The organism is Micromonospora sp. NPDC048898 (assembly GCF_043198035.1).
Lineage (GTDB): Bacteria > Actinomycetota > Actinomycetes > Mycobacteriales > Micromonosporaceae > Micromonospora.
In genome coordinates this window covers 271,497-289,904 of record NZ_JBICUF010000003.1, presented here as the reverse complement: position 1 = coordinate 289,904, position 18,408 = coordinate 271,497, and the positions used below count along the sequence as shown (strand labels likewise).

Below are 18,408 nucleotides of genomic sequence, written 5' to 3'. Positions count from 1 at the left end.
ACCGTGTCCACGCTGCGCGACCTCGCCGAGGAGCACACCCATCTCCGTCCGGCCGACATCGATCACCTGCACCGCATCGCCGGCGACTGGCAACTGCTGGGCGATCTCTCCTTCGCTGACCTGCTGCTCTGGGTGCCGGTCGACGCCGACGGCACGTTCCTGTGCGTCGCCCAGGTCCGCCCGACCACCGCACCGACCGCCTACCAGGATGACCAGGTGGGGCGGATCGTCGGCGGGCCGGAGGTGGCCCACCTGGGGGTGGCGTACTCCCAGGGCCGGATCTGGCGGGAGGGCGACCCGGTCTGGTATGGCGACGTGCCGGCCCGGCACGAGGCGATCCCGGTCCGGCTGCGTACTGCCGAGGGTGAGGCCGGCGAGGTGATCGCCGTGGTGGGTCGGGACACCAACCTCTCCACCGCCCGTACGCCCAGTCAGCTGGAACTCAACTACCTGACCACGGCCGACGACCTGGCGCAGATGATCGCGGACGGCACGTTCCCGCCGCCGCGGCACCCGGGCGAGACCACGTCGGCGCCCCGGGTCGGCGACGGCCTGGTCCGGCTCGACGCCGGCGGCAAGGTCACCTACGCCAGCCCGAACGCGCAGTCCGCGTACCGCCGACTGGGCTATGCCTCGCACCTGGTGGGCGAGGACCTGGCCGCGCTGCACCGCCGGCTCGCCGGCGATCCGCTGGACGGCACCGAGGCGGCGAACGGCATCCTGGCGGCGCTGCGCGGTGAGGCGCCGCCCCGTCGGGAGATCGACGCCCGCGGCGCCACGATGCTCACCCGGGCGCTGCCGCTGATGCCCGCCGGGGTGCCGATCGGCGCGCTGGTGCTGGTCCGGGACATCACCGAGGTTCGCCGCCGGGATCGAGCGCTGATCACCAAGGACGCCACGATCCGGGAGATCCACCACCGGGTGAAGAACAACCTCCAGACCGTCGCCGCGCTGCTGCGGTTGCAGGCCCGCCGGGTGGCCATGCCGGAGGCCCGCGTCGCGTTGGAGGAGTCGGTCCGCCGGGTCGCCTCGATCGCCCTGGTGCACGAGACACTCTCCATGTCCAGTGACGAGGCTGTCGAGTTCGACGGCATCGTCGACCGGGTGGCCAGCGCGGCGACCGAGGTCGCGGCGACCGAGGTGAGCGTCGGCATGCGGCGGCGGGGCAGCTTCGGTGTGCTGCCGGCGGAGATCGCCACCTCCCTGGTGATGGTCCTCAACGAGTTGCTGCTCAACGCCGTCGAGCACGGCTTCCCGCCGGCCGACGAGACGGACGACGCTCCGACACCCGCCGCCTCGGGCATGGTGCCGGTCGCCGTTGCCGAGATCGACCCGTCGGACCGGCCGGAGGTGGTGGTGTCGGCGCACCGGTTCCGCAAGATGCTGCACGTCTCGGTGACCGACAACGGGCGCGGGCTGCCACCGGACTTCGACGCCGAACGCGGCAGCCGCCTCGGTCTCCAGATCGTCCGGGCCCTGGTCACCGGGGAGCTGCGCGGCACCATCGAGCTGCGTGCCGGTGCCACCGGTGGCACCGAGGCCGTGTTGGTCGTCCCGCTGGCCCGCAACGCCCACGACGGCCGCTCACCGGGCTGAGCCGCCTGAGCCCCCTGAGCCGCCTCGTGCCGGGCGGGTCCGCTCCGGGGGAGCGGGCACCAGAACGAGCCTGATGCCGGTGAGTCATCAAGATGACTCACCGGCATCACACTGATCGAGGCGGGTGGGCCGGGAGTCGGCCTGCCCGGGGCCGGTCGGGTCGGCGGCCGGAGGGACTGGTCGGCCGGAGGGACTGGTCGGCGGTCGGAGGGACTGGTCGGCGGTCGGAGGGTCCGGTCAGCGTTCGGAAGGTCAGGTCAGCGTTCGGAGCGGCTGGTCAGCAGGGCGACGGTGAGGCCGGGGCGCGGCCAGACCTGGGCGACGGTGAAGTCCGCGCGCAGGGCGTCGCCCTTGGGGCCGGTCACGGCGGACAGCGGCTCGGCGTGCCGGCCGGACACAACGAGCCAGACCCGCGTCGTACCGGCCAGGCACTGCGCCGGTTGGGGGCACTCGGCGGCCCACAGGTCGCCCCGGCGGACCTCGTCCTCGGTGACCAGCACGTCGCGCGGTGGGTCGTCGAGGTGGTATTCGATGCCGAGATCGAGAAAGAGCCAGCTCTGCCGGGGGGAGTAGACCACCGCGTCGCCCGGCCGCTGACCGTCGGCGATCACCCGGGCCGCACCCGCGTAGTCCACCGGCGCGCTGCGCGGCCACTCGTGGGTGCGCCGCAGCGCCGCCTGGTCGGGAAGGCCGAGCAGCCCGGCCAGCACCACCACGGCGAGCCCGGCCGGCACGGATACCGCGGCCAACGCCGCGCCCGCCAGCAGGCAGGCGAAGGGCACCACGAAGACCAGGTACCGGGGCACCCACAGCGGTACGACCTCGCCGGCGGCGAAGAGCAGCAGCACGGGCAGCAGCACCGCGCTCACCGGCAGCACGGCACGCCGCCCGAGCCGGGCCGCACCCAGCGCGGCTACCCCGACCAGCAGGCCACCCACCACGCTGCTCTGTGCCACCCCGCCGGGCAGCGCGGTCAGGTCGTCCAGGCGGACCAGGTGGACCCAGTTGAGCTGCCGGGACCGCTGTGCACGGGCCTTGAGCAGCAGGGGGGCGACAAGCAGCGCGACCGGCACCACGGAGACCACCCACCGCCACACCCGCCGGTCCCACGCGGCGCCGTGCTGGTCCCGCGCGGCGTCCTGCTGGTTCCGGCTGACGACGCCGGCCGTGGCCGGGCCGCGCCACCAGGCGAGCAGGACGACCAGGCCGTGCGCGGCGAGCAGGGTGAGCGCGATCAGGTGGATGAGTCCGAGAGCGGCGACGGCGGCGGCGTACCCGGCCCAGCGGGCCCAACTCGGCCGGCGCAGTGCGGCCACCAGCAGCAGGGTGGCGAGCACCGCGAGCATGGTGGCCAGCGCGTACGGTCGGGCCTCCTGCCCGTAGCGGGACGTGCCGGGGAGGACCGCGAACAGCAGCCCGGCGAACAGGCCGGTGCGCCGGTCGACGAGCCGCGCGCCGAGCACGGCGAGCAACCCGGCCGCCACGGTCATCGCCAGCACGGCCGGCACGCGCAGGGCGATCGTGGAGTCGCCGACGAGCGCGGTCCAGCCGTGCATCAGCAGGTAGTACGGCCCGGTGGCGGCGTCGATGGTGCCGGCCAGCCGGGCCAGGTCCGCGGGCGACCGGCTGGCCGCGCTCCAGGTCGCCAACTCGTCGCGCCAGAGCTGGGCGGAGCCCAGCCCGGTCACTGTCACCGCCAGGGTCAGCAGCGCCGGGGCGAGCCAGACCGGTACGCGGCGCAGGTGCTCCCACGCCGCCCCGGTCGACTCGGACAATCTGCCCACGGTTCGAGCCTGCCACGGCCGTGCCGTTCGTGGGCGTCAGCCGGCCGCAGGCGCTGGGCGCCAGGCGGGCGGCACGTCGTTCGGCCGGGCCGTCTTCGCCGGATCACGCTCGACGAGGTCGCCGAGCACGGTATCGATGCGCGCCATCAGCTCGTCGTCCAGCCAGACCGCGGTGGCGGCGGCCGTCTCGGCGAGCTGCGCCGGTCGGGACGCGCCGACGATCGCGCTGGCCACTGTCGGCCGGTGCAACACCCAGGCCACCGCCAACTGGGCCATCGTGCAGCCGGCGGCATCGGCGATCGGCCGGAGCTGGCGGACCCGGGAGAGCAGCAGATCCGAGGAGTAGCGGGCGATGAACGACCCGCCGAAGCCGTCGGTGGCCCGGGAGCCGGCGGGCGGACGCTGGCCGGGCTCGTACTTGCCGGTCAGCACGCCCATCGCGAGTGGCGCCCAGGCGAGCTGACCCAACCCGAGTTCGGCGCTGGCGGGCACCACCTCGGCCTCCGCCACCCGCCACAGCATCGAGTACTGCGGCTGGTTGGCGATGAACGGGACGTGCAGGTCGGCGGCGAGCCGCAGGCCCGCACGCAGTTGCGCGGCGGTCCACTCGGAGGCGCCGACGTAGAGCACCTTGCCCTGGCGGACCAGGTCGGCGAAGGCGAGCATCGTCTCCTGAAGCGGCACGCTGTCGTCGTACCGGTGCGCCTGGTAGAGGTCGACGTAGTCGGTGCCCAACCGACCCAGCGAGGCGTGGCAGCTCTCGATGATGTGCTTGCGGGACAGCCCGGAGTCGTTGGCGCCCGGCCCGACCGGCAGGAACACCTTCGTGCACAGCTCGATCGAGCTGCGCCGGACGCCGCTCAGTGCCCTGCCGAGCGCCTCCTCGGCCCGCCCCTGGGCGTACCGGTCGGCGGTGTCGAAGGTGGTGATGCCCGCGTCCAGGGCGGCGGCCACGCACGCGGCCGCCGCGTCGTCGTCGAGCTGGTTGCCGTGGGTGACCCAGTTGCCGTACGCGACCGCGCTCACGCGCAGGCCCGACCGGCCGAGTTGCCTGTATTCCATTCCCGGATCCTCGGCCGGTCGCGCGCTGTCGCCGAACCGTTCGAACGTGGTCGAATCTGTCGGTGATCGAGGTTCGGTTCACGCCTGACGACCTGAGTCGGGTCCGGTTCGTGCACTCGCCGCTAGCCGAGTTGGTGGCCAGCTCCTGGGCACTGCGAAAGCCCGCGAAGTACTGGATGCACCGCCCGTGGCGGGAGCGTGCCGAGCGGCTGCTGCCCGGCGCGGGCCTGGAGCCGCTGTTGGCGGTGCTCAGGTCGTCCAACGGGTACGTGCCGGACTTCCTCACCCCGATCGGGGTGGCCCCGAACCTGACGGCCGAGCTGCGGGCGGTCGCGAGCACCGACCCGAGGCGGGTACGGCGGCAGCTGGACCGGGCCGGCGCGCCGAGGCTGGCCCCGGACGAGCTGGTGGCGCAGCTACGCCGATACTTCGCCCTGCTGATCGCGCCGGACTGGCCCCGGCTGCGGGCGCTCGCGCTGGCCGACGTCCGGCGGCGGACGCTCCTCGCCGCCGAGCAGGGCGGGCGCACCCTGCTCCGCGAGCTGCACCCGCTGATCCGCTGGGACGGCGCGGCGCTGCGGGTCGCCGTCGGCACCACCCGACCGGCCGGTCTGGACGACCGCCCGTGGACGCTGCTGCCCACCTCGTTCGCCGGGCCGACGGTGCACGCGATCATGGAGGGGGACGCCGGCCCGGCCCTCTGCTATCCGCCCGCCGGTCTGGGTGGGCTGTGGGCCTCGCCGCCGCCCAGCGCCGCGCTCGGTGCGCTGCTCGGCAGCACGCGGGCGGCGGCGCTGTCCCTGCTCGACACGCCGCTGAGCACGGGTGAGCTGGCCGCGATGTTGGGCCTCGCGGCGGCGACCGCGTCGCACCACCTCACCACACTGCGGGACAACGGCCTGGTCGTCGGCGTACGACAGGGGCGAGTGGTGCGCTATGCCCGAACTGTCCTCGGTGACCAGCTCGTCGGCTAACCCCTGGCCCGTGATGTGGGATCCAGCACGTGGACATTGGCCGGGGCTCATGTCGTGTGGCAGCATGGTCGGCATGACCGCCGCTGTCGTCCGCCGCTTCGTGGCCCGTCGCCACGTCGATTACGGCCGCGTGCGCAGCGCGATCTGTCCGGCTTCCTGACGACGCCCGACCAATCTGTCTCGGGTGCGCTCCGCGCCGGCTGTCTCAGACACCGTTGTCCCGCCCGCTTCCGCCGGGCCGGCCGTCGCGCCCCGCCTGCTTCGAGGCACCGCAGACAACGGAGGACGCCGCGATGGCGGTCAGCAGCACTCCTGCCCGTTCCGAGGACCCGACGACCCGCCCGGCCCGGGCGCCGCGCCGGCCACGGGGTGAGGGTCAGTGGGCGCTCGGCCACCGCGAGCCCCTCAACCCCAACGAGCGGATCAAGAAGGACGACGACCCGCTCAACGTCCGGGCACGTATCGAGAACATCTACGCGCACGGCGGCTTCGCCTCGATCGACCCGCAGGATCTGCGCGGCCGGTTCCGCTGGTGGGGCCTCTACACCCAGCGCAAGGCGGGCATCGACGGCGGGCGCACCGCCGTGCTGGAGCCGCACGAGCTGGAGGACGAGTTCTTCATGCTCCGGGTCCGCATCGACGGCGGTCAGCTCAGCCTGGCCCAGCTGCGGGTGATCGCGGACATCTCCCGGGAGTTCGCGCGGGACACCGCCGACATCACCGACCGACAGAACATCCAGTACCACTGGATTCGGGTCGAGGACATGCCGGAGATCTGGCGCCGGTTGGAGTCGGTCGGCCTGCAGACCACCGAGGCGTGCGGCGACTGCCCGCGGATCGTGCTGGGCAGCCCGGTCGCCGGGGTGGCCCGCGACGAGCTGCTCGACCCGACCCCGGCGATCGACGAGATCGTCTCCCGGTACGTCGGTGACAAGCAGTTCTCCAACCTGCCCCGCAAGTTCAAGACGTCCATCTCCTGGCTGGTGGACACCCCGTACGAGTCCAACGACATCGCCTTCCTCGGTGTCGACCACCCGGAGCACGGGCCGGGCTTCGACGTCTGGGTCGGCGGGGGTCTGTCCACCAACCCGATGCTCGCCAAGCGGCTCGGCGTCTGGGTGCCGCTGGCCGAGGTGCCGGACGTGTGGGCCGGGGTGGTCGGCATCTTCCGCGACTACGGCTACCGCCGGCTGCGCAACCGGGCCCGGCTGAAGTTCCTGGTGGCCGACTGGGGTGTGGAGCGCTTCCGCGAGGTCCTGGAGAAGGACTACCTCGGTCGTACGCTGCTCGACGGGCCGGCGCCGGTCCTGCCGTCGAAGCCGGTCGACCACGTGGGCGTGCACGAGCAGTCGGACGGGCGAAACTACGTCGGCGCCGCGCCGGTGGTGGGACGGGTCTCCGGCGGTCAGCTCGCCCAGCTGGCCGACGTGGTCGAGGCGCACGGCAGCGACCGGGTGCGGCTCACCCCGTACCAGAAGCTGCTGGTGCTCGACGTGCCGTCGGAGCGGACGGAGTCGCTTGTCGACGCGCTGCGCGGCATTGGCCTGGAGGCCCGGCCGTCAGCGTGGCGACGCGGCACGATGGCGTGCACCGGCATCGAGTACTGCAAGTTGGCAATCGTCGAGACGAAGGCCCGCGGCGAGGAGTTGGTGGCCCGGCTGGAGCAGCGGCTGCGTGACTTCGACGCGGACATCTCGATCCACATCAACGGCTGCCCCAACGCCTGCGCCCGCACCCAGGTGGCCGACATCGGGCTCAAGGGGCAGCTGGTGGTCGGTCCCGATGGCCGGCAGGTGGAGGGCTTCCAGGTGCATCTCGGCGGCGGGCTGGGCATGGCCCAGGGGCAGACGGCCGGCTTCGGTCGCAAGCTGCGCGGGCTGAAGACCACCGCCGAGGAGCTTCCGGAGTACGTGGAACGGCTGGCCACCCGCTTCCTGGCCGGCCGGAGCGAGGGCGAGACCTTCGCCAACTGGGTGATCAGAGTCGACGAGGAGGCACTGCGGTGAGCAGCGAGAACCGAGCGGCACCTCTGTACTGCCCCTACTGCGGCGAGGAAGACCTGCGGCCGAACGAGGCGGGCCACGGCGCCTGGGAGTGCCACGCCTGCACCCGGGTCTTCTCGGTGAAGTTCACCGGGCTGCTCTCGCGGGCGGTGACCCGATGAGTCTCGTCTCCGCAGCGAGCCTGCGCCTGGTCGGGCCGGGTGCGACGACGAAGGCCGACGCCGCCCGACGCGACCCGGACGAGCTGCGGGTGCTGGCCGAGCAGGCGGCTCGCGACCTGGAGGGCGCCCCGGCACTGGAGATCGCCCGCTGGGCGGCGCAGACCTTCGGCGACCGGTTCTGCGTCACCAGCTCGATGGCCGACGCCGTGCTGGCCCACCTGGTGTCCCGGGTGGCCCCGGGGGTGGACGTGGTCTTCCTCGACACCGGCCTGCACTTCCCCGAGACGCTTCGGGTCCGCGACGAGGTGGCCCGGACGCTTCCGGTGAACGTCCGGTCGATCCGTCCCCGGCTCACCGTCGGTCAGCAGGACGGCCAGTACGGCCCCCGGCTGTTCAACAAGTCGCCGGACGACTGCTGCCAGCTGCGCAAGGTGGAGCCACTGGAGCGGGCGCTGACCGGGTACGACGCCTGGGCCGCGGGCCTGCGCCGGGACGAGTCGCCGACCCGGGCCAACACGCCGGTGGTGACCTTCGACGCGCGGCGCGGCAGGGTGAAGGTCAACCCGATCGCGGCGTGGTCGCAGAAGGACGTCGACGCCTACATCGCCCGCTTCAACGTGCCGGTGAACGAGCTGTTCAAGCAGGGGTACGGGTCGATCGGCTGCTGGCCGTGCACCCGGCGGACCAAGGCCGGCGAGGATGCGCGCGCCGGCCGGTGGGCCATGTTCGAGAAGACCGAGTGCGGGCTGCACGTCTGACCTCGCCGGCAACGGCCCCGACCGGCCCAGGGTCGGCCGGCGGGGCGGAGCCGGTGGTGCTCGTCGCACACGGCAGCCGGGATCCGCGAGCGGCCGACGCCACCCGGGCACTGGCCCGGGCCGTGTCGGCGGCCCGGCCGGGCACCCCGGTGTGGGCGAGCTGGCTGGACCACACCGAGCCGGGGCCGACCGAGGTGCTGCGGGGGCTGGCGGCAACCGGTCACCCGCGGGCGGTCCTGGTGCCGCTCCTGCTGACCGCCGCGTACCACCATCGGGTCGACATTCCGGCGGCGGTCACCGCGGCGGTGCGGGCCGAGTCACCGCTGGCGGTACGCGTGACCGACGTGCTCGGCCCGGCGGACGGGACTGTCGACCCAGGGCTGATGGCGGGGCTGCGCCGTCGGCTCGCGGAGGCACGGCCGGGCCGCTTCGACGCGCTGGTGTTGGCGGCGGCGGGCACCAGGGACGCGCGGGCCCGCCGTTCGGTGGGCCAGGTCGCGGACGCGCTCGGCGCGGAGTTCGGGGTGCCCTGCCGGGTGGCGTACGCCTCGGCGGCTCCACCGGCGGCCGGCGTGGCGGTGTCCCGGCTGCGGGCGGCCGGCGCACGGCGGGTCGCGGTGTCCGCGTACTTCCTGGCACCGGGTCTGTTCCACGACGCGGTGACCGAGGCGGCTCGGGCGGCCGGTGCGGTGGCGGTGTCCGCCCCGTTGACCGACGCACCGGAGATGGTCGAGGTGGTGCTGCGCCGGGTCGACGACGGGTCGTCCGGCCGCGTCGTGGCGCCGGCGGGCTGAAACCGGTACCGGACAGCGGTACGCCCCGGTGGGCGAACCCACCGGGGCGTACAGCGGTGTCGTTGGGGATCAGGCGGAGTGAGCGCGCAGCACGCGGAGGCCGCCGCGCCGCTTGACGGCCCGCCGTTCCTCTTCGCTCATCCCGCCCCAGACGCCGGCGTCCTGACCTGACTCGAGCGCCCACTGCAGGCACTGGTCGGTCACGGAGCAGCGCCTGCAGACGGCCTTTGCCTGCTCGACCTGCAGCAGAGCCGGTCCAGACGTCCCGATCGGGAAGAACAGCTCCGGGTCCTCGTCGCGGCAGACACTATGGTGACGCCAGTCCATGGCGGCAACACTCCTCATTCTGGATGGGTGGCGAACAATTGCTTGTCGTGCTTTTCCTATATGCATCCGCAGTGCCGATGGTGACAGTTAGCGTCCGTCCATTCGGCAGTGCGTGAGCAGGCGTTCAGCGCCGGGGACCTGCTGGAACAGCTCAACCTGACGAGCATATCCAGGCAATGTCCCGGTAACTCAAGTCCGCTTGTGAATACTTTCACGAACGCTCGTGATGTCAAGGGTGACGCTCGGAAAAACTCCGGGCGGTGAGCAAGCCCACAGCCCCTTTGTCCGGTTTTCGGGGCCTTCCCGATTACCCGCCGTGCCACAGTCGAGGATCAATATAGTACAGTCCGCGTGACATTGCTGACATTTCCGGCACCTGCCCCTCGGTGTGGCGGTGACCCGTCGATGCGGTTGCGGCCACCGTGTCGACCTAGGGCAGTACCCGAGACCTAGCAGATTACTCTCAGTGCGGCGGGAACGGAGGTGAATCTGACTTTCTCCCGCTCGCCGAGATAGTCCCCGTCCAGCTGAAACGCCTGCGGACGGCTGGAGAGCAGGGTGAACTCCGGCGTGTCATGGAGTCGTAACACCTGTCGACCGCGCGGATCCGGCTGCCGGGAGAAGAACTGCGTCACTGTCCGTGTTGTGCTAGCCACCCGGAGCTGACGTAACGCCAGCACATCCAGCCCGAGATCGAACGACGCGGCGGGGTTCGGGTTGACCTCCCGGTCGCCCAGGTACGTCCAGGGCGCCGTGTTCTGGATGATGACGGTGGCCAGCTCGGCCTCGGCCGCCTCGCCCGGACGCTCCAGGCTGATCGCCGGGTGCCGCCGGTCCGAGGCGAGGAAGTACTGGTTCATGATCGAACGCAGATAGAGCGTCGGCGTGGACACCCGACCCTTCCGCCGGGCCTGCTCCACCCGGTGGATGACCGCGGCGTCCAGACCGAACCCGGCGCAGAAGGTGAAGTAGCGGTCGTCCGCGCGGCCCAGCCCGACCGTTCGGCTCCGACCCAGCCGCAACCCTTCGAGGATCATGCTGGTCGCCTCCGGCCACTCCCGGGGCAGGCCCAGCGCGCGGGCGAACACGTTCGTCGAGCCACCCGGCACGGTCGCCAGCGCGGGCAGCCGCTCGGCCATTGGCGCGTCGTCGGCGCGGGGCGGCGGGTCGGCCGTCATCAGGCCGTTCACCACCTCGTTCACGGTGCCGTCGCCACCGAGGGTGACAACCAGGTCGACGCCCTCAGCGGCGGCCTCCCGCGCCAACGCCATGGCGTGCCCACGCCGGCGGGTGTAGCGCACGCTGAGGTCGACTTCGCTGCGCAGCGCCCGGACAAGCACGTCCCGGCTGCGTTCGCTGGTGGTGGTGGCCTTTGGATTGACCACCAGGACGGCGCGCATGGGCGGCACTGTACCTCTCGGTAGCCCGGGTATCGTGGCGCGCGTGACCATCGACTCGGCCCCGTTTCCCGTCACGCTCCGCTGGGCGGTGCGGCTGCTGTGGGCGGAGGCGGTCGCCGTCGGGCTGATCGCGGCATGGCTGGTCTGGGCGGACCTCACGGCCACCACCACCGATCTGGCGTCGGCGTTGCTGGTGACCGCGTTCGCCATCGGGGCCGCCGTCGTGCTCTGGGCGCTGGGCCGGGCGCTGTCGCGCCGAAAGGCCGGCGCCCGCGCGCCCGCGATCGTGCTTCAGCTGATGCTGCTGCCGATCGGGTGGTTCATGATCCAGGGTGGGCTGGGCTGGCTGGGCGTGCCGCTGATGGCGCTCGGTCTGGGCGTGGGCTGGCTGCTGGTCAGCCCACCGACGACCCGGGCGCTCGGCTTCGAGTGACCCCGCCGGCGTGCGCCGAGCCGGTCAGTAGCCGCCGGAGCGGCGGGTCAGCAACGCGATCGTGGCCCGACCGTCGACGGCCGTGGCGGACGCCGACGTGGTCAACGCGGTGAGCACCTTCCAGGCGAAGGACGACTCGGCGGGCAGCGTGGCTCCGCGCACGGTCGGCACGGTCACCTCGACTGTCAACGCGTCCTCGGTGACCGCGAAGCGGCACTCCAACTCGGCGTCGCGGGTGGCGATGGCGAGCAGCATGGCGCACGCCTCGTCGACCGCGATCCGCAGGTCCTCGATCTCGTCGAGCGCGAACTGCAACCGGGCCGCGAGACCGGCGGTGGCGGTGCGGAGCACGCCGAGGTAACCGCCGTCGGCGGGCACCGTGAGGTGCACCACGTCGTCGTCGGTCGCTGGCTGGCCAGTCAGTTGAGTCACGCCTCATCCCCCCGGTCGGGGACTCTACCCGGTCGGTCGCCGGTACGCGTGTCAGCGGTGGCGGCATGATCGGCCAGGTCGCGGAGCGCGTCGCCACCGAGCCGATAGGGGACCCACTCGCTCATCGGCTGCGCGCCGATCGAGGCGTAGAAACCGGCGGCCGGGTTCCAGTGGATCATCCACCACTCCAGTCGCCGGTAGCCGCGTCGTACGCAGATCTCGGCCAGGGTGGCGAGCAGCAGCCGACCCGCCCCGGTGCCCCGTGCGGCCGGCCGCACGTAGAGGTCCTCCAGGTAGATGCCGTGCACGCCGGCCCAGGTGGAGAAGTTGAGGAACCACAGCGCGAAGCCGATCGGCTCGTCCTGCTGATCGACCGCGACGTGACCGAAGAGCGCCGGAGCAGGCGCGGGGCTGGACGCGTCCGGGGCCGCACCGCCGTCTGGAGCAGCCGGGAACAGGGCCGAGGTCAACTGCTCGGCGGTGAGGTGGCACTGGTCGGGGGCCCGCTCGTACTCCGCCAGTTCGTGAACCATGGCGACGACGGCCGGCACGTCCTCGGGACGTGCCGGCCGGATCGTCGGAGTGACCGGTGGGGTCACGCCTTCTTGGTCTCCCAGAAGATCTTCGCGATCTCGTCGATCTTCGCGAGCAGTTTGTCGGCGGTGGCCGGGTCGAGGCTGCCCTTGACGCCACTGGCGCCGGCGAGCTTGGTGGCCTCGTTGAACAGGCTGTGCAGGTTCGGGTACTTCTCGAAGTGCGGCGGCTTGAAGTAGTCGGTCCACAGCACCCACAGGTGGTGCTTGACCAGCTCGGCGCGCTGCTCCTTGATGATGACGGCGCGGGTGCGGAACTCCGGGTCGGTGTTCGCCTGGTACTTCTCGCAGATCATTTTGACCGATTCGGCCTCGATCCGGGCCTGGGCCGGGTCGTAGACGCCGCACGGTAGGTCGCAGTGAGCGCTCGCGGTGACGCGGGGCGCAAGGATGCGCAGAAATCGCATCGGGATCCTCCATGGGAAGTTTGCGATGATCAAAGGCGACATTACTCCTGGGGATGCTCCCCTCACCGGGTGGAGGTGAAACCAATGGGTGCCGATCACCCGGCGGAGGCGGCTCGGCTGCGGGGGCCGTTGACCGCCGTTCTGGTGGTTGGCCCGTCCATGGCACCCACCCTGCGGCACGGCGACTCGGTCCTGGTCCGCCCCGGTGACCGGCGGATCCGACCCGGGGACGTGGTGGTCGCGGTCTTCCGGAGCCGTCCCGACCTGCTGGTGGTCAAGCGGGCGGTCCGGAAACAGGACGGCGGCTGGTGGCTGCGCGGGGACAACGACCTGGTCACCGACGACTCCCGGGCGTACGGGGTGGCCGACGTGCGGGGGCGGGTGCTGGTCCGCTACTGGCCACGCCCCGGCCGGGTGCGCCGTCGTTGGATATGACCCTGCTCACACCCGAAGGTAGGGCCGACACTATGCTCGGAAGTGACCGGGTGACCCCCTGCACCGCGCGCCACCGCTCGCCGCCCACCTCGCGGCCGGGCCGGCCCGCTCCGTCTGCTCGACAGATCCTGGAGTCACCACCATGTCTTCGTCCACCATGGACCCCGCTGATCCCGTCTTCCTGCTGCACCGGGGCGGCAAGATGGCCGTCACCTCGACCGTGCCGCTCACCAGCCGGGAGGATCTCTCCCTGGCGTACACCCCGGGGGTGGCGCGGGTGTGCGAGGCGATCGCCGCCGATCCCGCCCTGGTGGACGACTACACCTGGGTGTCACACACCGTCGCGGTGGTCACCGACGGCTCGGCGGTCCTCGGGCTCGGCAACATCGGCCCGCGCGCCGCGCTGCCGGTGATGGAGGGCAAGGCGGTGCTGTTCAAGCAGTTCGGCGGGGTGGACGCCGTGCCGGTCTGTCTGGACACCCAGGACGCGGACGAGATCGTCGCCGTGGTCCGGGCGCTGGCCCCCTCGTTCGGTGGGATCAACCTGGAGGACATCAGCGCGCCGCGCTGCTTCGAGATCGAGCGCCGGCTCGACGAGGCGCTGGACATCCCGGTCTTCCACGACGACCAGCACGGCACCGCGATCGTGGTGCTCGCCGCGCTGCGCAACGCCGCCACCCTGCTCGACCGCAAGCTCGGTGACCTGCGGGTGGCGGTGAGCGGCGCGGGCGCGGCCGGGGTGGCCGTGACGAAGATGCTGATCGCCGGGGGCGTCAACCCCGACCAGGTGGTGGTCTGCGACTCCAAGGGGATCATCGGCCGGCACCGCACCGAGTTGACCGGCACCAAGGCCGAGTTGGCGGCGGGCACCAACGCGGACGGCCGCCACGGCGACATCACCGAGGCGCTGCGCGACGCGGACGTGCTGATCGGGGTCTCCGGCGGGCAGATCCCCGAGGCGGCGGTGGCGGGGATGGCACCCGGCGGCATCGTGTTCGCGCTGGCCAACCCGACCCCGGAGGTGCACCCGGAGGTGGCCGCCCGGCACGTCGCGGTGGTCGCCACCGGGCGCAGCGACTACCCCAACCAGATCAACAACGTGTTGGCCTTCCCGGGCGTGTTCCGCGGTGCGCTGAACGCCGGCGCGACCCGGATCACCGAGGCGATGAAGGTCGCCGCCGCGGACGCCATCGCCGGTGTGGTGGCCGAGTCGCTGACCGCCGACGCGATCGTCCCCTCGCCGCTGGACCCGCGCGTCGCGCCGGCCGTCGCCGAGGCGGTCGCCGAAGCCGCCCGCCGCGACGGCGTCGCCCGCCGGTAGCCGCGGCCTGCGCGCACGCGTGGGCCGGGGGCGCTCCGGCGCAGCATGCGCCGCCGGCCTACGCGCACGGCTTCTTAACGAGCCCTCAGCTTGTTACCGTGCCGATCATGCGTGCTGCCTTTGCCTCCCGCTTCGACGACGCCGACCCGCTCGCCGCGCTCACCGTCGGCGAGCGGCCCGAGCCGACCCATCCGGCTGACGACTGGGTGACCGTGCAGGTGCGAGCCACCTCGCTCAACCACCACGACCTCTGGTCGCTGCGCGGGGTGGGGCTCGCCGAGGCCCAGCTGCCCATGATCCTCGGCTGCGACGCGGTCGGGCTGGACCCGGAGGGCCGCCCGGTGGTCGTGTACCCGGTGGTGGTCACTCCGGGTGACCCGCGCGGGGTCTCCATCCTCTCCGAGCACTTCGCCGGGACGCTCGCCGAGCGGGTGGCCGTACCCCGGTCGAATCTGATCCCGCTGCCCGACGGCATGGCGGCGACCGACGCGGCGTGCCTGCCCACGGCCTGGCTGACGGCGTGGCGGATGCTGACCACCAAGGGCCGCGTCGCGGACGCCGACAGCGTGCTGGTCCAGGGCGCGGGCGGTGGCGTCGCCACCGCGGCCGTCGCGCTCGCCGTCGCGATGGGCAAGCGGGTGTACGCGACAAGCCGCGACGCGGTCAAGCGGGACCGGATCTCGGCCCTCGGCGCCACCGCCGTGGAACCCGGTGCCCGGCTGCCGGAACGGGTCGACGTGGTGATCGAGACGGTCGGCGCGGCCACCTTCGACCACTCGCTGAAGTCGGCGGCGCCGATGGCCCGGATCGTGGTCTCCGGCGCGACCGCCGGGCACGAGCCGTCGGTCAACCTGCGTCGGGTCTTCGCGATGCAGTTGGAGATCCTGGGCACCTCGATGGGTACGCCGGGCGAGTTGTACGAGCTGCTGGCGTTCTGCTCGGACAACGAGGTGCGCCCGGTGGTGGACAGCGTCGTTCCGTTCAGCCAGGTCGAAAATGCCTTCGCCCGCCTGCACTCCGGCGATGCCTTCGGCAAGGTCGTCATCGACCACACCGCCTGACGCCCCCGGGGGCGGGGGCGTTACAGGTGGTCGTCGAGGGTGGCGATGGCACCGCGGGTGGCGTCGGTGGCGATGCGCTTCTTGGCCGCCGGGTCGCCGTAGAGCGACCAGCGCAGGAACTCGACAGACGTGTCCGAGACGACTCGCAGTGCGGCCTTGTCCCTGAGCATCGTCCGCCCGTGGTCGCCCCTGGGCAGGCTCAGCATCGCCTTGGGCCAGGGCACCTTGTCGTACGCCGCCTTGCCCGCCGCGTAGTCGACCACCTCGTCCAGCTCGCCGTGCACGAACAGCTGTGGCGCGGACGCGCCGGCGAACGCGGTGCCCACGCCGAGGGCCGTGCCGGCGAACACCACTCCCGCGTCCAGCCGCTTGTCCCGGCTGGCGGTGAAGAGGCCGATGGTGGTCACCCCGCCCGCCGAGTGCCCGGCCGCGGCCACCCGCTCGCCGTCCAACCGGCCGCGCAACGAGTCGCCGGCCGTGCCGTCCAGCGCCAACACCTGATCCAGCGCGTACGACACGTCGGCCGGCTGGTTGAGCACGTCGAGGACGTTGTTGTCGCCACCGGCGGAGGTGTGCGGGAACGTCGGCGCGGCCACCACGAAACCCGCCGCCGCCCACCGGGTCAGCAGCGTGGCGTAGTCGTCCGGCCGCCCGCCCAGCCCGTGGCTGAACATCACCACCGGAAACCGGCCCTCGGCTGCCGTCGCGGACCGTCTGGCCGCGCCGCCGGACTCCCCGGCCGCCGGGTACCAGAGCGTCGTCGGCAGCGCCCGGCCGTCCCGGTTCAGCTTCAGTTGGCGTACGCCGACCGCGAAGCTGCGTTGCGGGGCCTTGCCGGCGGGAACCTTCGGAGTCGGTGTGGCGACGGGCGGGCGTTCGACGGGTGGCTGCCGGTCCTCGGTCTTCCGGGCGTCGGTGGAACAGCCGACCAGACCGGCCAGCAGTACGGCGCCGGCCAGCAGTGCCGGGGTGACGCGACGGGACATGAATCCGATTGTGCCTCGCCCACCGGACCTGCCCGGTGCGTTCTGGCGCGGTGTGTCCATTCGATCACCCGACGTCGCACGGCCGGCACCGGGCGTACTCAGGCTGCGGCGCGTTCGGCGAGTGGGCGCCGCCGCCGTGCGGTGTCGGTCAGTGCGCGGAGTGGGAAGGCGGCGTTGGGGTTGTACCGGTTCGTCCCGGGCGGCACGATCTCGTCGATCCGGTCGAGGGTCGCGTCGTCCAGGGTGAGTGTGGCGCCCGTGAGCAGATCCTCCAGTTGCGGCAGGGTGCGCGGTCCGATGATCGCCGAGGTGACGGCCGGGTGGGCCACGGTGAAGGCGATGGCGAGCTGCGGAAGCGTGCAGCCGAGACTGGCCGCGAGGTCGACGAGCTGCTCGACGGCGTCGAGCTTCGCGGCGTTCTCGGCGATGGTGGGGTCGAACTGTGCCGGACGCAGGGCGGCCCGCCCGGTCGTCAGGTCGACGGGCTGGTCCCTGCGGTACCTCCCGCTGAGGAACCCGAAGGCGAGCGGGCTCCAGACCAGCACTCCCATCCCGTAGCGCTGGCAGACCGGGAGGGTCGCGGCCTCCACCCCGCGGGCCAGGATCGAGTACGGCGGCTGCTCGGTGCGCAGCCGTCCGAGGCCGCGACGCTCGGACACCTGGTGCGCCTCGACGATCTCCTCGGCCGGGAACGTCGAGCAGCCGAAGGCGCGGATCTTTCCGTCGCGGACAAGGTCGGTGAGCACCGAGAGTGTCTCCTCGATGTCGGTAGCGGGGTCGGGGCGGTGGATCTGGTAGAGGTCGATCCAGTCGGTGTTCAGACGCCGCAGGCTGCCCTCGACCGCCTTCAGGATCCACCGCCGCGAGTTGCCGCCCTGGTTGGGGCCCTCGCCCATCGGAAAGTGCACCTTGGTGGCCAGTACGACGTCGTCGCGGCGCCCCCGCAGCGCCTTGCCGACGATCTCCTCGGACTCCCCCTGGCCGTACATGTCGGCGGTGTCCACCATGTTGATGCCCTGGTCGAGCGCGGTGTGGATGATCCGGGCGCAGTCGTCGTGGTCGGGGTTTCCGACGGCACCGAACATCATGGTCCCGAGGCAGTGGGTGCTCACCTCGATGCCGGTGCCGCCGAGGGTGCGATAACGCATGTCGATGTTCTCCTCGATGCTCCAGTAGTGATCACCTGGCACCGTAGGAGCTGGAGTCGGCTCTAGGTCAACCCTCGTTACCCTGCTCGGCATGGTTGAGGTCACCGAGACTCTGAGCATCGGACAGGTCTCCGAACGCACCGGTCTGAGCGTGCACACGCTGCGCTTCTACGAGCAGGAGGGCGTTTTCGTCAGCCCGGTACGCCGCGGGTCCACCGGACGTCGTCTCTACAGCCAGGACGACGTGGACTGGCTGACCGTCTGCGTCATCCTCCGCGCCTCCGGTATGCCACTGCCGGCGCTGCGCCGCTACACCGAACTCGTCCGGGAAGGCGCGGGCAACGAGGAGGAGCGACTCGCGCTCATGCGTGAGCACCACGGGCGCGTCACGGACCAGATCGACAGGCTCACCCAGAGCCTGGATCTGATCACCTTCAAGGTCGGGGTGTACGAGGACCTGCTCGACGAGGCCCGGCCCTCGGTCGAGCCAGGTCGTCCGCGTCAGTGGGCCGGGGGCGATGCCGGGTGACCAGCTTCGCTAGGGTCACCGACATGCCTGAGAACTACACGGATCCCAGCGGCAACACCGAGGCGTTCCGCGCCTTCAACCAGACGCCGGAGACCGCGGCGCCGACGGAGACCCCGTCCCGCCTGCCGCTCATCATCGGTGCGGCAGTGGTCGTCGTGGTGCTGGTGGCACTCGTCGCCTGGCTGGCGACCGGCTGATCGAGTC

General features: G+C 72.1%; 21 protein-coding genes. 12 read left to right on the top strand and 9 right to left on the bottom strand.

The window, feature by feature from the left end:
* Positions 1 to 3 precede the first annotated feature (3 nt).
* Positions 4 to 1,596 (top strand): histidine kinase N-terminal domain-containing protein, encoded by a 1,593-nt coding sequence (locus ACGFIQ_RS11610; protein WP_393242735.1) that lies wholly within the window; start codon positions 4 to 6, stop codon positions 1,594 to 1,596.
* A 257-nt stretch (positions 1,597 to 1,853) separates the two neighbouring features.
* Here ACGFIQ_RS11610 and ACGFIQ_RS11605 read toward each other — a convergent pair whose 3' ends face one another.
* Positions 1,854 to 3,380 (bottom strand): glycosyltransferase family 39 protein, encoded by a 1,527-nt coding sequence (locus ACGFIQ_RS11605; protein WP_393242733.1) that lies wholly within the window; start codon positions 3,378 to 3,380, stop codon positions 1,854 to 1,856.
* Between the two features lie 36 nt (positions 3,381 to 3,416).
* On the bottom strand, positions 3,417 to 4,442 hold the full coding sequence (locus tag ACGFIQ_RS11600) for an aldo/keto reductase family protein (RefSeq protein ID WP_393242731.1): 1,026 nt from the start codon (positions 4,440 to 4,442) through the stop codon (positions 3,417 to 3,419).
* Positions 4,443 to 4,504: 62 nt separating this feature from the next.
* Between ACGFIQ_RS11600 and ACGFIQ_RS11595 the strand changes: the two genes are divergently transcribed.
* From ACGFIQ_RS11595 to ACGFIQ_RS11575, 5 genes are all read left to right on the top strand, one after another.
* On the top strand, positions 4,505 to 5,416 hold the full coding sequence (locus ACGFIQ_RS11595) for an ArsR family transcriptional regulator (RefSeq protein WP_393242729.1): 912 nt from the start codon (positions 4,505 to 4,507) through the stop codon (positions 5,414 to 5,416).
* Between the two features lie 293 nt (positions 5,417 to 5,709).
* Positions 5,710 to 7,422 carry a nitrite/sulfite reductase gene (locus ACGFIQ_RS11590; RefSeq protein WP_393242727.1) on the top strand — a complete coding sequence of 571 codons (1,713 nt, stop codon included), beginning with the start codon at positions 5,710 to 5,712 and terminating at the stop codon, positions 7,420 to 7,422.
* Positions 7,419 to 7,580 carry a hypothetical protein gene (locus ACGFIQ_RS11585; RefSeq protein WP_393242725.1) on the top strand — a complete coding sequence of 54 codons (162 nt, stop codon included), beginning with the start codon at positions 7,419 to 7,421 and terminating at the stop codon, positions 7,578 to 7,580. The genes ACGFIQ_RS11590 and ACGFIQ_RS11585 overlap by 4 nt, the downstream gene beginning before the upstream one ends.
* Complete coding sequence (locus tag ACGFIQ_RS11580; RefSeq protein WP_393242723.1) at positions 7,577 to 8,338, top strand: phosphoadenylyl-sulfate reductase; 762 nt, start codon at positions 7,577 to 7,579, stop codon at positions 8,336 to 8,338. Before ACGFIQ_RS11585 ends, ACGFIQ_RS11580 begins: the two co-directional genes overlap by 4 nt.
* A complete protein-coding gene (locus ACGFIQ_RS11575; RefSeq protein WP_393242721.1) occupies positions 8,320 to 9,132 on the top strand; it encodes a sirohydrochlorin chelatase in 813 nt (270 codons plus the stop codon). The genes ACGFIQ_RS11580 and ACGFIQ_RS11575 overlap by 19 nt, the downstream gene beginning before the upstream one ends.
* A 69-nt stretch (positions 9,133 to 9,201) precedes the next feature.
* On the opposite strand, the gene ACGFIQ_RS11570 is transcribed toward ACGFIQ_RS11575, so the two are convergent.
* Complete coding sequence (locus ACGFIQ_RS11570) at positions 9,202 to 9,459, bottom strand: WhiB family transcriptional regulator (RefSeq protein ID WP_088950012.1); 258 nt, start codon at positions 9,457 to 9,459, stop codon at positions 9,202 to 9,204.
* 449 nt (positions 9,460 to 9,908) lie between these two features.
* Complete coding sequence (locus ACGFIQ_RS11565; RefSeq protein WP_393242719.1) at positions 9,909 to 10,859, bottom strand: diacylglycerol/lipid kinase family protein; 951 nt, start codon at positions 10,857 to 10,859, stop codon at positions 9,909 to 9,911.
* Between ACGFIQ_RS11565 and ACGFIQ_RS11560 the strand changes: the two genes are divergently transcribed.
* Positions 10,858 to 11,292: a hypothetical protein gene (locus tag ACGFIQ_RS11560; protein ID WP_357554788.1), complete on the top strand. Its 435-nt coding sequence runs from the start codon at positions 10,858 to 10,860 to the stop codon at positions 11,290 to 11,292. The genes ACGFIQ_RS11565 and ACGFIQ_RS11560 overlap by 2 nt on opposite strands.
* A gap of 24 nt (positions 11,293 to 11,316) precedes the next feature.
* On the opposite strand, the gene ACGFIQ_RS11555 is transcribed toward ACGFIQ_RS11560, so the two are convergent.
* From ACGFIQ_RS11555 to sodN, 3 genes are read right to left on the bottom strand one after another with little or no spacing between them, the layout of a single operon-like run.
* On the bottom strand, positions 11,317 to 11,724 hold the full coding sequence (locus tag ACGFIQ_RS11555; RefSeq protein ID WP_355031264.1) for an ATP-binding protein: 408 nt from the start codon (positions 11,722 to 11,724) through the stop codon (positions 11,317 to 11,319).
* On the bottom strand, positions 11,721 to 12,323 hold the full coding sequence (locus tag ACGFIQ_RS11550; protein WP_393242716.1) for a GNAT family N-acetyltransferase: 603 nt from the start codon (positions 12,321 to 12,323) through the stop codon (positions 11,721 to 11,723). The genes ACGFIQ_RS11555 and ACGFIQ_RS11550 overlap by 4 nt, the downstream gene beginning before the upstream one ends.
* Positions 12,320 to 12,724, bottom strand: coding sequence for a superoxide dismutase, Ni (sodN, locus tag ACGFIQ_RS11545; protein WP_393242714.1), 405 nt, complete (start codon positions 12,722 to 12,724; stop codon positions 12,320 to 12,322). The genes ACGFIQ_RS11550 and sodN overlap by 4 nt, the downstream gene beginning before the upstream one ends.
* A gap of 84 nt (positions 12,725 to 12,808) precedes the next feature.
* On the opposite strand from sodN, the gene ACGFIQ_RS11540 reads away from it, so the two are divergent.
* The 3 genes from ACGFIQ_RS11540 (at position 12,809) to ACGFIQ_RS11530 (ending at position 15,541) form a co-directional block, all read left to right on the top strand.
* Positions 12,809 to 13,159, top strand: a complete 351-nt coding sequence (locus tag ACGFIQ_RS11540; protein ID WP_393242712.1) for a S24 family peptidase — start codon at positions 12,809 to 12,811, stop codon at positions 13,157 to 13,159.
* Between the two features lie 142 nt (positions 13,160 to 13,301).
* Entirely contained in the window at positions 13,302 to 14,480 is a 1,179-nt protein-coding gene (locus ACGFIQ_RS11535) for an NADP-dependent malic enzyme (protein ID WP_393242710.1), read from the top strand.
* Positions 14,481 to 14,578: 98 nt separating this feature from the next.
* Positions 14,579 to 15,541, top strand: a complete 963-nt coding sequence (locus tag ACGFIQ_RS11530) for a zinc-binding dehydrogenase (protein ID WP_393242708.1) — start codon at positions 14,579 to 14,581, stop codon at positions 15,539 to 15,541.
* A gap of 20 nt (positions 15,542 to 15,561) precedes the next feature.
* On the opposite strand, the gene ACGFIQ_RS11525 is transcribed toward ACGFIQ_RS11530, so the two are convergent.
* Together ACGFIQ_RS11525 and ACGFIQ_RS11520 are read right to left on the bottom strand one after the other, a co-directional pair.
* Complete coding sequence (locus ACGFIQ_RS11525) at positions 15,562 to 16,527, bottom strand: alpha/beta hydrolase family protein (RefSeq protein WP_393242706.1); 966 nt, start codon at positions 16,525 to 16,527, stop codon at positions 15,562 to 15,564.
* Positions 16,528 to 16,625: 98 nt separating this feature from the next.
* Complete coding sequence (locus ACGFIQ_RS11520; protein ID WP_393243195.1) at positions 16,626 to 17,675, bottom strand: aldo/keto reductase; 1,050 nt, start codon at positions 17,673 to 17,675, stop codon at positions 16,626 to 16,628.
* A gap of 91 nt (positions 17,676 to 17,766) precedes the next feature.
* On the opposite strand from ACGFIQ_RS11520, the gene ACGFIQ_RS11515 reads away from it, so the two are divergent.
* Positions 17,767 to 18,204 (top strand): MerR family transcriptional regulator, encoded by a 438-nt coding sequence (locus tag ACGFIQ_RS11515; protein WP_393242704.1) that lies wholly within the window; start codon positions 17,767 to 17,769, stop codon positions 18,202 to 18,204.
* 23 nt (positions 18,205 to 18,227) lie between these two features.
* The gene (locus ACGFIQ_RS11510) at positions 18,228 to 18,401 is read left to right on the top strand and encodes a hypothetical protein (protein WP_357066716.1); all 174 of its coding nucleotides are present in this window, start codon (positions 18,228 to 18,230) and stop codon (positions 18,399 to 18,401) included.
* Positions 18,402 to 18,408 lie beyond the last annotated feature (7 nt).

What these genes read in the sequence shown, in the direction of transcription:
- ACGFIQ_RS11590 (WP_393242727.1), top strand. Translation starts at nt 5,710, where the DNA reads ATGGCGGTCAGCAGCACTCCTGCCCGTTCCGAGGACCCGACGACCCGC.
- ACGFIQ_RS11535 (WP_393242710.1), top strand. Translation starts at nt 13,302, where the DNA reads ATGTCTTCGTCCACCATGGACCCCGCTGATCCCGTCTTCCTGCTGCAC.
- ACGFIQ_RS11520 (WP_393243195.1), bottom strand. Translation starts at nt 17,675, where the DNA reads ATGCGTTATCGCACCCTCGGCGGCACCGGCATCGAGGTGAGCACCCAC.
- ACGFIQ_RS11560 (WP_357554788.1), top strand. Translation starts at nt 10,858, where the DNA reads ATGGGCGGCACTGTACCTCTCGGTAGCCCGGGTATCGTGGCGCGCGTG.
- ACGFIQ_RS11580 (WP_393242723.1), top strand. Translation starts at nt 7,577, where the DNA reads ATGAGTCTCGTCTCCGCAGCGAGCCTGCGCCTGGTCGGGCCGGGTGCG.
- ACGFIQ_RS11565 (WP_393242719.1), bottom strand. Translation starts at nt 10,859, where the DNA reads ATGCGCGCCGTCCTGGTGGTCAATCCAAAGGCCACCACCACCAGCGAA.
- ACGFIQ_RS11510 (WP_357066716.1), top strand. Translation starts at nt 18,228, where the DNA reads ATGCCTGAGAACTACACGGATCCCAGCGGCAACACCGAGGCGTTCCGC.
- ACGFIQ_RS11525 (WP_393242706.1), bottom strand. Translation starts at nt 16,527, where the DNA reads ATGTCCCGTCGCGTCACCCCGGCACTGCTGGCCGGCGCCGTACTGCTG.
- ACGFIQ_RS11515 (WP_393242704.1), top strand. Translation starts at nt 17,767, where the DNA reads ATGGTTGAGGTCACCGAGACTCTGAGCATCGGACAGGTCTCCGAACGC.
- sodN (WP_393242714.1), bottom strand. Translation starts at nt 12,724, where the DNA reads ATGCGATTTCTGCGCATCCTTGCGCCCCGCGTCACCGCGAGCGCTCAC.
- ACGFIQ_RS11570 (WP_088950012.1), bottom strand. Translation starts at nt 9,459, where the DNA reads ATGGACTGGCGTCACCATAGTGTCTGCCGCGACGAGGACCCGGAGCTG.
- ACGFIQ_RS11540 (WP_393242712.1), top strand. Translation starts at nt 12,809, where the DNA reads ATGGGTGCCGATCACCCGGCGGAGGCGGCTCGGCTGCGGGGGCCGTTG.
- ACGFIQ_RS11600 (WP_393242731.1), bottom strand. Translation starts at nt 4,442, where the DNA reads ATGGAATACAGGCAACTCGGCCGGTCGGGCCTGCGCGTGAGCGCGGTC.